This is a genomic window from Bifidobacterium sp. ESL0822, assembly GCF_052606675.1.
Genome location: NZ_CP199596.1, coordinates 1,852,771 through 1,864,490 on the forward strand (window position 1 = coordinate 1,852,771; position 11,720 = coordinate 1,864,490).

General features: G+C 57.3%; 9 protein-coding genes. All 9 read left to right on the forward strand.

Annotated elements, in window-relative coordinates:
• Window positions 1–206: 206 nt before the first annotated feature.
• The 9 genes from ACUIAF_RS07235 (at window position 207) to clpB (ending at window position 11,679) form a co-directional block, all read left to right on the forward strand.
• The gene (locus tag ACUIAF_RS07235) at window positions 207–1,259 is read left to right on the forward strand and encodes an extracellular solute-binding protein (protein WP_445338382.1); all 1,053 of its coding nucleotides are present in this window, start codon (window positions 207–209) and stop codon (window positions 1,257–1,259) included.
• Window positions 1,259–2,947, forward strand: a complete 1,689-nt coding sequence (locus ACUIAF_RS07240; RefSeq protein ID WP_198203514.1) for an ABC transporter permease — start codon at window positions 1,259–1,261, stop codon at window positions 2,945–2,947. The genes ACUIAF_RS07235 and ACUIAF_RS07240 overlap by 1 nt, the downstream gene beginning before the upstream one ends.
• Window positions 2,944–4,149 (forward strand): ABC transporter ATP-binding protein, encoded by a 1,206-nt coding sequence (locus ACUIAF_RS07245; RefSeq protein WP_445338384.1) that lies wholly within the window; start codon window positions 2,944–2,946, stop codon window positions 4,147–4,149. The genes ACUIAF_RS07240 and ACUIAF_RS07245 overlap by 4 nt, the downstream gene beginning before the upstream one ends.
• The gene (locus ACUIAF_RS07250) at window positions 4,146–4,766 is read left to right on the forward strand and encodes a 2'-5' RNA ligase family protein (protein WP_445338386.1); all 621 of its coding nucleotides are present in this window, start codon (window positions 4,146–4,148) and stop codon (window positions 4,764–4,766) included. Before ACUIAF_RS07245 ends, ACUIAF_RS07250 begins: the two co-directional genes overlap by 4 nt.
• Entirely contained in the window at window positions 4,714–5,811 is a 1,098-nt protein-coding gene (locus tag ACUIAF_RS07255; protein ID WP_198203214.1) for a LacI family DNA-binding transcriptional regulator, read from the forward strand. Before ACUIAF_RS07250 ends, ACUIAF_RS07255 begins: the two co-directional genes overlap by 53 nt.
• Before the next feature lie 133 nt (window positions 5,812–5,944).
• Window positions 5,945–6,907 carry a glutamate--tRNA ligase family protein gene (locus ACUIAF_RS07260; RefSeq protein ID WP_445339186.1) on the forward strand — a complete coding sequence of 321 codons (963 nt, stop codon included), beginning with the start codon at window positions 5,945–5,947 and terminating at the stop codon, window positions 6,905–6,907.
• A 132-nt stretch (window positions 6,908–7,039) separates the two neighbouring features.
• A complete protein-coding gene (locus tag ACUIAF_RS07265; protein WP_445338388.1) occupies window positions 7,040–7,852 on the forward strand; it encodes a YggS family pyridoxal phosphate-dependent enzyme in 813 nt (270 codons plus the stop codon).
• Window positions 7,853–7,918: 66 nt separating this feature from the next.
• The gene (locus tag ACUIAF_RS07270) at window positions 7,919–8,734 is read left to right on the forward strand and encodes a fumarylacetoacetate hydrolase family protein (RefSeq protein WP_110417715.1); all 816 of its coding nucleotides are present in this window, start codon (window positions 7,919–7,921) and stop codon (window positions 8,732–8,734) included.
• A gap of 161 nt (window positions 8,735–8,895) precedes the next feature.
• On the forward strand, window positions 8,896–11,679 hold the full coding sequence (gene clpB / locus ACUIAF_RS07275) for an ATP-dependent chaperone ClpB (protein WP_445338389.1): 2,784 nt from the start codon (window positions 8,896–8,898) through the stop codon (window positions 11,677–11,679).
• Window positions 11,680–11,720 lie beyond the last annotated feature (41 nt).

Consider the following 11,720-nt stretch of genomic DNA (forward strand, 5'->3'; position numbering starts at 1 on the left):
CAATCAACCCTGCTGTTTTCGCGGCTCATTGTTTTGAGAGATTCAACCTTTGGCAACAGACTATGCACCAATGTGCATAATATGAATGCGCATTCATCTATCACGAGATGCTCAATTCTTGACATTATGCTTATTTCTTCGTATGGTGATAATGCAATCGCAACCACTTTAAAGCGCGTTGCTATAAAATCCGGATGGAGGACTCAATGATGAGTAGCAGACAAAAGGGAACTACTGCAATTGCAGCAGTTCTTTCAGTATTAACACTTACAACCATGTCGGCTTGCGGTAAAGTCGACAGCTCAAAAGCGAGTGGAAACGTATCTATCGCATGTTCCCAGCAGGAGGATTTCTGCCAGGCAATCACCAAAGCATTTGCCAAGTCAAGCGGTATAAAGACCACGTATGTGCGCTTGGGTGCTGGTGAAGTACTGGCCAGGTTGGCAACGAATCCTGGTGAGTTCGATGTCTGGGCGGGCGGTCAGGCTGAAAATCACCTGTTGGCCGACGACAAGGGTTGGATCGAGCACTATGTGCCGAAAAACACCACCACCCTCCCTGCCGAATACAAAGATGCCAAAGGAGCATGGACTGGTTTCTATACTGATTCAATCGCCTTTTGTTCCAATACTTCCGAACTCAAAAAGAAAGGCACAAAGGCTCCTACCTCTTGGAATGATCTGTTGACCGATAATCTGAAAAGCAGTGTGGCCATGCCTCATCCGGCTACTGCAGGCGTGGGTTATATGGCTATGTACACTCAGGCCCTTCTGCACGGCGGGGATCGGCAGGCAGCTGTCGACTACTTCAAGAAGCTTAACGGCAATGTGATGCAGTATTCCAAGTCCGCAGCCACAGGAACCGAGCAGGCCGGTCGTGGGGAAGTGACAGTGGCAATCGCTCTTGATTCCGACTGCCAGAAAGCCATCAAGGCAGGGTACTCGGATCTTAAGACCACATATCCTGCCGAAGGAACTGGTTATGAGGTCGGTGCCCTCTCCGTTTTGAAGAATGCGCGGAACAAGGCCAGCGCCCATACTTTTGCTGACTGGCTGATGTCGACCGATGCGCAGAACCTCTACGCAGGTGTGCCTTCTTTTGCGGCCCCCACGAACCCCAAGGCGAAGATCAGCAAGGATGTGCTCAAGCAGGACACTGTCAACAAGGTGAATTGGGACGTCCGCAAAGCAGCAGATGCCCGTGATGCCTTTATCAAGTCCTTCGAGAGTGAAGTTGCATCCTCCAAGGACGCCAAGTGATGAAAGTGATGAATAGACGAGACAAGCGACCTCGGGAGAGTGTCTCTGTCTGGGTCATTCTTGCCTGCGTCCTGGTTGTTCTGATTCTGATTTTGGGCATTCCGGTCATCAGATTGCTAACGGCTGCCTTCGGGGTCACCGGGCGTGCTGCCATGGTTGGAGCCTTTGCCAATCATGGCGAAACCTTCGTGCATAGTATCGTTCTGGGACTTTTGGTTGGTGTCTGTGGGACTTTTCTGGGCTTTGTCTGTGCCTATGTTCAGACTTTCGTCAAGATACCAGGCAAAAAAGTATTGCACTGGTTGACCTTGCTCCCCACAATCTCACCTCCTTTTGCTGCAGCCACAGCCATCATCACACTTTTCGGCAAGCGGGGTATGGTGACTAACGGGCTTTTTGGCTTGGAAGTGAATATCTATGGCCTACCCGGACTCGTCATGGTCCTCACCATGACTTTTACCCCGGTTGCCTATCTGAACATCAAAGGCATGTTTGAGAATCTGGATCCTGCCACCTTCGAGGCAGCATCAAGCCTGGGTGCTTCAGAGTTCCAAACCTTGTTCAAGGTCACCATACCCATGGTCCTCCCTTCGATGTTGTCGTCATTCTTGGTCCTGTTCGTGGAGGGTATCGCTGACCTGGCCAATCCTCTTGTCATCGGTGGCGATTACCGGGTGTTGGCTAGCCAGATCTACTTCGCAGTCGCAGGGTCCGGCGACGTGGCAGGTGCAGCCGGTGTTGCTTTGGTGCTCCTTGTGCCGGCTTTGACGGTATTCTTCATACAGAAGTACTGGGCCAACAAGAAGTCAGTCGTGACTGTAACAGGCAAGCCGGCCGGCTCATTGAAGCCGGTCAGGTCCAAAACCGTGCTGACACCCATGTTGTTGTTCAACTTCTTGTGGATACTCCTGGTAGCCATGGTGTATCTGACTCTTCTGGTCGGAGGCTTCGTCAAGATACTGGGAGTGGATAATACGTTCACCTGGGATCATTTCACCTTCGTTCATTCTTTGGGTGCTGATGCCATCGGAACAACTCTCATCCTGACGCTTATCGCGGCGCCTCTGGCTGCCTTGTTGGCCCTTGCTATTGGCTGGTTGGTGGTTCGCCATCTGCCCAGGTTCGGACGTTTGCTTGATTTGTGGGGAATGCTGGGTGTTGCCATTCCTGGAACCGTTTTGGGTCTGGGATTTGCTTTGGCCTATTCCCAGAGCACGGTCCTGTTTGACTATGAGATACTGCCGCCATTGGCTGGAGGGCTCGCAGTCGGGGGTGGAGCTATCGCCATTATTATGGTCTTCGTTGCTCGTGGTGATCCTACGGGACAGCAGGCATTCATCTCGGCTCTGCAGCAGATCAATCCACAAGTGGAGGAAGCGGCCACCTCGCTCGGGGCCAGCCCGCTCACCGTAGTCCGCAAGGTCACGCTTCCTCTGATGAGTTCAGCCTTGGTCACGGCCATAACCTACGGCATTACCAAGTCCATGACGACTATAACGGCGATCATCTTCATAACGACCCCTGAAACCAAGGTCATGACCTCTCAGATTCTCGATGAAGTGGATGCAGGGCGATTCGGCAATGCATTCGCCTATTCCAGTCTGTTGATCGTCCTGGTGCTGGTCGTACTGGGTATAGCCAATATTGCTCTTCGTCAACTCAACCATTCAACGAGGTCTGTATCATGACAAGTTCAGAAAAAACTATTCGGAAAGGCAGCGCGCAACTGTCCGAAAGCAATAACAAGGTCGGAACCTTGGTGCTCAAAGGCATTTCAAAGGTGTATGCGTCGAAAAAGGGAGGTTTCCGGGCAGTTGATCACACGGATTTGACGATTGATCCAGGGACTTTTGTCACTCTTTTGGGCCCTTCTGGCTGCGGCAAGACCACAACGCTGCGTATGATCGCTGGATTCGAACAGCCGACCGAGGGCGACATACTTCTAGACGGTAAAAGCATCCTGGATATAAGCGCTGACAAACGGCCCATGTCCATGGTCTTCCAGTCATATGCGCTTTTCCCTCATTTGACCGTTCGTGGCAATGTGGAGTTCGGGCTGAAACTGAAGCGGATGGACAAACAAGCTCGTCGAGTCAAGGTCGACGGAGTGCTCGACATGATGGGCATCAAGCACTACGCTGAGCGCTATCCCGATCAGCTCTCGGGGGGACAGCAACAACGTGTGGCTCTGGCTAGAGCACTGGTCATGGAGCCTAAGATCATTCTCTTCGACGAGCCCCTCTCCAATCTGGATGCCAAGCTTAGGGTCAAGATGCGCGCGGAAATCCGCGATCTTCAGCGTCGTCTTGGCTTAACAGCCATCTTTGTCACCCACGATCAATCCGAGGCATTGACCATGTCAGATGTGATTGTTGTCATGAGCGCCGGAAAAGTCGAACAGGTGGGCACTCCTTGGGGGATTTACCATAGGCCTGCCAACAGATTCGTTGCCTCATTCCTGGGGACCGGCAACTTCATTCCCGGTATTGTTCAGGAGGTTCTGGATACCGGTCAGGTTGATGATGGGAACGTCGCTCAGGGTCTGCCTCCGGCCGCTTGCTATAGGTTAGATACGGATTTAGGGACCATGGAAGTTAGCGGCGTCCCAGGATTCGCTCCTGGTGACCAAGTCGAGGTCATAATCAGGGCTGAGAATTTGCTGGTAGGTGCGCAGTCCGAGGGAGATGGCGTAAAGATACCTGGGGCTGTCGTATCTTCGGCTTTCGACGGTGAGGTGGTTCATTATCAGGTCAAGACCCAGGCTGGTGAGTTGACGGGTAGCGCGTCTGGTGCTGATATACCGGTCTCCGCCGGGACCAAGCTCCCCTGTGTTGTTGAAACACGCGCACTGTGGGCTGTAGCTGACCAAAGGAGTGGTCAGAAGCAATGAAGCGGTTTTTCGATCGGCCTGATACCAAGTGGCGCAATTTGTCCGGGGCATTGCATCTTTATGCGTTACCGGATGAGACCGATCCCGTGCTATCCAGGCTGAGCCAGGAGGATGCACGGATCGGCCAGTGGCCTGGTCTGTCCCTGCAGCCCCCTCGCTTCATACATATGACCATGCAACGTTTGGATCTGTATCGTGAAGACCTAGATCAAGTCGCTTGGGAGCGTATGCTCGAATCTTTGGGAAGAGCCAGCTCCAATATTGACCCCTTTGTCATCCATTTCGCCCGACCCTGTATCAGGGATACGGCAGTTGAAGCTCTGGGGGAGCCTGTCGCACAATGGCAGAAGGCCGTTGCTGCTATACGAGGTGCCTTATGTTCCGCTGGACTCGAGAGTGCATTGACCGATGAACCGTTCGGTCCTCATTACACCTTCGCCTACTGTCGGAAAGATACCTCGACTGGTCAGGATGCACAGTTGGCGGAGAAGCTGGAACGTAATTGCGAGCCCCATACTTGGCAGGTTAATACTATATATTTAGTGGCTGTGGAGCAGTATCTAGATGAAGGCGTCTTCCGCTTTGAACGGCTTCATTGCTGGCCATTGGGCATATGATTATGAAATAAGGGCGAAAAGCAGGGGGAGCGCAGTGGAGCATCAGCACCGTGTGAGTATGGCGGATATAGCCCGTGTGGCCAAGGTGTCGCCATCCACGGTGTCGCGGGCTCTAAGCGGCCATCCGAAAGTCAGTGATACGGCTAGGAAGCTGGTATTGGAAACCGCGGATCGGCTGGGGTATGTTCGCAATTTGGGTGCCGCCTCCTTGGCCTCTTCCAAGTGTGATGCCATTGGTCTGCTGATTCGTGATGTGGGCAATGAATTCTATGGCGGCCTGGCTTCCTGCGTGCAGTACGAGACTGACGACACTGGTCTTAGCTTGCTTCTGGCGCTGAGTGAGGACAGTCTGGAGAGTCAATTGGCCGCTGTGCGCAACCTTCTTGGACATGGCGTGGGAGGTATCATCATTGCTTCCGGCCGTATCTCCTCGCAGACAGCGGATTATGCTGCAAAATTCGTGCCTACTGTCGTACTGGCGACTGGTTATGATATGCCATCTTTTAGCTCCGTTCGTATAGATCCCAGGTGCGAGGGGAGTCTTGCCAGGCGTGTTGTGGAGCAGGGCCATAAAAAGGTGGCCGTGACGGCTTCGGCCGATGTTCTCGCTTCGGCCCTGCACGCCAGGACGGCTAATTTCTTGACTGGATTGGTGGTTGCTGGCGCGCAAGCCACGATCCTTTCCCTGCCTTCGCATGTCGAAGATGTAATTGGTGCAGAGGTGGACAAGGCCATTGATTCCGGTGTGACTGCCATTATGGCCGGTAATGATTCCATTGCGCTCTCCATCCTGGAGCATCTTGATGCAATTGGGGTCAGTTGCCCCGGGTATGTATCGGTCACAGGATTTGATGGAGTAGGCACGTACCGATCCCCGTTATTGGGGCTGACGACCATGGAGCAGCCGGTTGGTGAGCTGGCTCGGGCTGCGGTATCCCTGATGAAGGATCTTCTGGACAACGATTCTGGACAACCTCATCAGGTGTTGGTTGACGGCAAATTTGTTGTTGGAAGGACGCTAGGTCCCGTGAGGAGCGAGCAATAGCCGATCTGTCTGATGGTTCCCCGATGACCGGATGGTATGTAAGCATGTCTGTATGCACAAGGGAGAACCGAGAACGGACCAGATCGACAAAGCCATGGTCGTAGGAAGGTTGGCACCTTCGCCGACTGGACGGATGCATCTGGGCAATGTCTATGCATGTCTGGCGGCCTGGCTGGGTGTCAGGTCGCAAGGGTCTGGCGGGGTCCTGTGGCTTCGCATCGAAGACATAGATACGCCGCGGGTGGTCAAGGACGCTGATCGTTGGATCATGGATGACCTGGTCTGGCTGGGATTGGATTGGGATGGCGAGGTGGTCTACCAGTCCCAGCGCGCCGATGCCTACAGCCAGGCATTGAAGTTGTTGGAAGCGCAGCAATTGGTCGGCGGGCAGCCCCTGATCTATCCCTGCTTCTGCTCCCGTGCCGACATCCGCGCGGCATCGGCACCCAATGAAGGCGACGGGTTCATCGTCTATCCAGGCACCTGCCGAGGACTTTCCCCTCAGGTGGTCAGTGAGAGGCTGGCTCGGGCGCAGAGGCACAGCCTCCGGATTGCAGTCCCTGATCAGCCCGACGAGTCGGATGCCGTCTGTCGCTTCGACGATCTGATTTTTGGCCCGCAGTCCTTCAACTTGCCCGGGCAGGTCGGTGATGTGGTCGTCAGACGTTCGGACGGCTTGGTTTCCTACCAGTTGGCGGTGACGGTGGATGACCTGGCCATGGGCGTCAATCAGATTGTGCGTGGACGGGACCTGCTGAGGTCCACGGCCATTCAGATGTGGATCCGGAATCATCTTCAGCCGCAGGCTCCTGGTGTTCAGTACGCGCATTTGCCGCTGATCGACGGCGTGGACGGCAGGAGGATGTCCAAGCGCTTCGGATCGCCGGACCTGGGGTCACTCAGGAGGGAAGGCTGGTCGCCCAGGCAGGTATTGGGGGTCTGTGGCTGGCTCATGGGGCTCTTGGACCGTCCTAGACCTGCAAGCGCGCAGGAACTGCTGGATGGTTTCACGTGGAACACCCTGGCCGCTGACCGCAAGGACCGACAGCTAAACCTGAGCGAGCTGAACGTTTCTGATGTAAAGCCGAGTCTGTAAGCTCTTCAATCCTGAATTTCGTTCCTCCTCTCTGGCATCTGCATTCTCCCGGGCTTGTGGACTGGCCGGTATGAGCCACTGGCTACCATGGCCTCAGTCAAAGCTTCCGGATTTTTAAGGAGGTAGCGGGACATGGTCGCCTATATGGACCACAAGGATCTGGGCAATCGGCGGATTAGCAGGGAACGGGCCGTGCAGATCGCGGATGGGGTCAAGCGAGTGGCTGAAAGGATCGCCAAGGCGGAGGACTCCGCCGGTCGAAAAGAGGGTTCGGTGACTCTGCTGGCGGCCACCAAGACACGCGATGTGGGCGAGATCATGGCAGCCATTGATGCCGGGGTGCGTCGGATTGGCGAGAACCGTCCACAGGAGGTGACCGCCAAGGCCCAGGGATTGCTGGAACTCTGTCGGGACAGGGGGTTGGCCCTTGGTGTTGATGTGACAGACAATGATTCATCCAGCCTGGGCTTCCATCTTATTGGGCAGCTCCAATCCAACAAGATCAATAAGATCCTGCCATATGTCGATACGGTCGAGTCGGTCGATGGGCCCTCGCTGGCCCGAAAGCTGGCCGCGCGGGCACAGGCTGCCGACAGAACCGTGGGCATACTTCTGGAGGTCAACGAGTCCGGCGAGCAGGCCAAGTCGGGATGTGCCCCCGACCAGGCTCTGGATCTGGCCTATGAGCTGGCCGCTGTGGAGGGAATCCGGCTTAAGGGTCTGATGACCGTCGGTGCACATGTGGACGATGAGGCCGTCATCAGGCGCGGATTCGCCCATTTGCGCGGCCTGCGCGACCGCATCAGGGATTCTGGGGAGTCGGGCACTGACACCTGCACCATGCTGTCCATGGGAATGACCGGAGACATGGAGTATGCGGTGGCTGAGGGATCGACCGAGGTCCGTGTAGGCACAGCCATCTTCGGCCCGCGGGCTTTTATCTGAGCAGACACTGTCTGTTTCGGAACCCGATCCTGTCAAGAGGCCCCGCCTGGGGCTAGACTGTGCCCTATGAGAATCGCGCGTTTTTCCTACAAGGACACCCCACGATATGCTTTCGTCCAAACTGACAAGCAGGACGGCAAGGACTACCTGGTAGAGCTAAGCGGCTACCCCCTGACCGGTCAGCAGGTCGAACCCACCGGCAAGCGCTACCCTCTGGACGACGAGGATGTGCGGCTGCTGGCCCCGGTCATCCCCTCCAAGATCTACGGAGCAGCCAAGAACTACCGCGCTCACGCCGCCTACATGGCCGAACATGGCCAGTCCTCGAATCCGGAGCCTCCAGAGAAGCTCATGCTCTTCATGAAGCCTTCCACCTCGGTCATTGGTCCTGACGACCCCATCGTCAAGCCCTCTTATAGCAAGGACATGAACTACGAGCCCGAGGTTGCCGTCGTCATAGGCAGGATGGCGCGGAAGGTGAGCGTCAACGAGGCCATGGATTATGTGCTGGGCTACACCTGCGTCAACGATGTGACCCTGCGCGATCTGCAGAAGAACGATCCTATGTGGACCCGTTGCAAGGGTTTTGACACCGCCTGCCCCCTCGGGCCTTGGATCGAAACCGACCTGGATTATCGGGATGCGAAGATATCCTTCAAGCTCAACGGGGAAGAGGTGCCCGAGGCCAGTGGCACCACCGCCAACCTGATCCACTCCATTCCCGAGCAGATTGCCTTCATTTCCAGCTTTGCAACCCTGTTGCCCGGCGATGTCATCATGACCGGTACCCCGCACGCCACGGGTTCCTTGAAAAACCGGGACGAGGCCACGGTCCAGGTAGAGGGAATCGGCTACCTGCGCAATGTGGTCATCGACGAGTAGCAAGTAGCAGGAAAACAAATAAGGTAAAAAACTTGAGTCGAATGGGCTCAAGTTTGGGAATAGGTGTCCTCCTTCTGCTGTTGTAGAAGACAGATGAACCCGTGACGGGGTCTGATTGAGTAATTCGGCTGGCCCCGCCGAAGAATGTTGGAGGATGCTCTATGAACGAAAACTTCACCACCATGGCTCAGCAGGCCATCGGCGATGCTATCCAGTCGGCCTCGGCGGCCGGCAACCCCCAGGTGGATGTGCTCCACCTGCTGGACTCTCTGCTGCGTCAGCAGTCCGGCGTGGTGCCTGGACTGATTCAGGCCGCAGGCGGTGACAGCCAACGAGTGGGCGCCGAGGTCCGTCAGGCCTTGGTGGCTCTTCCGTCAGCCAGCGGATCCACGGCCTCGCAGCCTGATGCCAGCCGTCAGCTCAGCATGGCCCTGGCCCAGGCCGAGAAGGAAATGCAGGCCATGGGGGACGAATACGTTTCAACCGAGCATCTGCTCATCGCCATAGCCCAGGGTCCTTCGCAGGCTGCCGATATTCTGAATCGGAACGGTCTGCAGGCCGATACCCTGCGCAAGGCCGTGCCCCAGGTGCGCGGTGGCGCCAAGGTGACCAGCCCCGATGCCGAAGGCACCTACAAGGCCCTGGAGAAGTACTCCACCGATCTGACCGCCCAGGCCAAGGAGGGCAAGCTGGACCCGGTCATCGGCAGGGACCAGGAGATTCGTCGTGTCATGCAGATCCTGTCCCGGCGGACCAAGAACAACCCTGTCCTCATCGGCGAGCCCGGTGTGGGCAAGACCGCCGTGGTCGAGGGTCTGGCCGAGCGTATCGTAGCGGGGGATGTGCCCACCACGCTACAGGGCAAGAGGCTGATCTCACTGGACCTGAGCTCCATGGTGGCCGGCAGCAAGTACCGCGGTGAATTCGAGGAACGACTCAAGTCTGTCCTCAACGAGATCAAGAGCGCCAACGGTCAGATCATCACCTTCATCGACGAGATCCATACCATCGTCGGTGCTGGTGCAGCCGAGGGATCCATGGATGCGGGCAACATGCTCAAGCCCATGCTGGCCAGGGGTGAACTTCGCCTGATTGGCGCCACTACCTTGGACGAGTACAGGGAGAACATCGAGAAGGACCCGGCTCTGGAGCGCCGCTTCCAGCAGGTCTTCGTGGGTGAACCCTCTGTGGAGGACACCGTGGCCATCCTGCGCGGTCTCAAGCAGCGTTACGAGGCCCACCACAAGGTGACCATCGGGGATGATGCCCTGGTGGCTGCGGCCACCCTGTCCAACAGGTACATCTCAGGTCGTCAGTTGCCCGACAAGGCCATCGACCTGGTTGACGAGGCCGCTGCCCACCTGCGGATGGAGTTGGACTCACAGCCGGAGGAAATCGACGAGCTTCAACGTCGCGTCACCCGTCTGGAGATGGAGGAGATGCAGCTGAAGAAGGCCGATGATCTGGCCTCCAAGGACCGTCTGAGTAAGCTGCAGGCCGAGCTGGCGGACTCCCGCGAGAAGTTGGGTGGTCTCAAGGCCCGTTGGGAGAACGAGAAGGCCGGCCACAACAAGGTCGGCGACCTGCGTGCCCAGCTGGATGCCAAGCGGGTCGAGGCTGACAAGGCCACCCGTGAGGGGGATCTGGAGAAGGCCTCCCGCATCCTCTACGGGGAGATTCCCGGCATTCGCAAGCAGCTGGCCCAGGCGGAGAACGCGGCCGAGCAGGCCAAGAACGCTTCCAATGACGCTGGTCCCGATGGAGCCGACATTGCCGGAGGTCCGGCCCAGGAGCCCATGGTTCCTGACCATGTTGATGCGGATTCCGTGGCGGAGATCGTCTCCGACTGGACCGGCATCCCTGTGGGACGGCTCATGGAGGGCGAGAACGAGAAGCTCCTGCATATGGAGGACTACCTGGGCAAGCGGGTGGTCGGCCAGCAGGAGGCCATCCATGCAGTCTCCGACGCTGTTCGGCGCTCGCGTGCCGGCATCGCCGACCCTGACAGGCCCACTGGATCCTTCATGTTCCTGGGTCCCACCGGCGTTGGCAAGACTGAGCTGGCCAAGGCCCTGGCTGACTTCCTCTTCGACGACGAGAAGGCCATGGTCCGCATCGATATGTCGGAGTATATGGAGAAGGCCTCGGTCTCTCGCCTGATCGGCGCTGCTCCAGGCTACGTGGGCTACGAAGAGGGTGGCCAGCTGACCGAAGCCGTGCGTAGGCGGCCCTACTCGGTGGTCCTCTTCGACGAGGTGGAGAAGGCCAACCCTGAAGTCTTCGATCTGCTCCTGCAGGTTCTGGACGACGGAAGGCTGACCGATGGCCAGGGCAGGACGGTGGATTTCAAGAACACCATCCTGATCATGACCTCCAACCTGGGCTCGCAGTTCCTGGTCCGGGACGACCTGGACGAGGAAGGCAAGCGCAAGGCCGTCATGGATGCTGTACAGGCCAACTTCAAGCCCGAGTTCATTAACCGGCTGGACGATCTGGTCATCTTCCATCCGCTGACCCGCGACGAGCTGGGCTCCATTGTGGACATCCAGGTCAAGCAGGTGGCCCAGCGGCTGACCGACCGGCGCATCACCCTGGATGTCACCGACTCCGCTCGGGAGTGGCTGGCCAACATGGGCTATGACCCGGCCTTCGGCGCCCGACCTCTACGTAGGCTGGTGCAGACCGAGGTCGGTGATCAGCTGGCCAGGATGCTGCTGGCTGGCAAGGTCCACGACGGCGACACGGTTCTGGTGGACCAGACCGGCGGCGACCATCTGGAGCTGACCGCTTGGCCCACCGAGAATCTGGTCGACGACTCGGTCACGGTCGACGATGTGACGGCCGATGGCGATGCCGATGCTGATGCCGGCGATGGCGGACGTGATGGTGGTCGTGGCCGTCATGCCGCACGGGGCGACGATCAGGGTCAGTCCCAGTCTCGCTGAGATCGATTAGGGCCGGTACCCGGATAATTTCCGGGTGCCGG

What these genes read in the sequence shown, in the direction of transcription:
- ACUIAF_RS07235 (WP_445338382.1), top strand. Translation starts at nt 207, where the DNA reads ATGATGAGTAGCAGACAAAAGGGAACTACTGCAATTGCAGCAGTTCTT.
- ACUIAF_RS07240 (WP_198203514.1), top strand. Translation starts at nt 1,259, where the DNA reads ATGAAAGTGATGAATAGACGAGACAAGCGACCTCGGGAGAGTGTCTCT.
- ACUIAF_RS07245 (WP_445338384.1), top strand. Translation starts at nt 2,944, where the DNA reads ATGACAAGTTCAGAAAAAACTATTCGGAAAGGCAGCGCGCAACTGTCC.
- ACUIAF_RS07250 (WP_445338386.1), top strand. Translation starts at nt 4,146, where the DNA reads ATGAAGCGGTTTTTCGATCGGCCTGATACCAAGTGGCGCAATTTGTCC.
- ACUIAF_RS07255 (WP_198203214.1), top strand. Translation starts at nt 4,714, where the DNA reads ATGAAGGCGTCTTCCGCTTTGAACGGCTTCATTGCTGGCCATTGGGCA.
- ACUIAF_RS07260 (WP_445339186.1), top strand. Translation starts at nt 5,945, where the DNA reads ATGCATCTGGGCAATGTCTATGCATGTCTGGCGGCCTGGCTGGGTGTC.
- ACUIAF_RS07265 (WP_445338388.1), top strand. Translation starts at nt 7,040, where the DNA reads ATGGTCGCCTATATGGACCACAAGGATCTGGGCAATCGGCGGATTAGC.
- ACUIAF_RS07270 (WP_110417715.1), top strand. Translation starts at nt 7,919, where the DNA reads ATGAGAATCGCGCGTTTTTCCTACAAGGACACCCCACGATATGCTTTC.
- clpB (WP_445338389.1), top strand. Translation starts at nt 8,896, where the DNA reads ATGAACGAAAACTTCACCACCATGGCTCAGCAGGCCATCGGCGATGCT.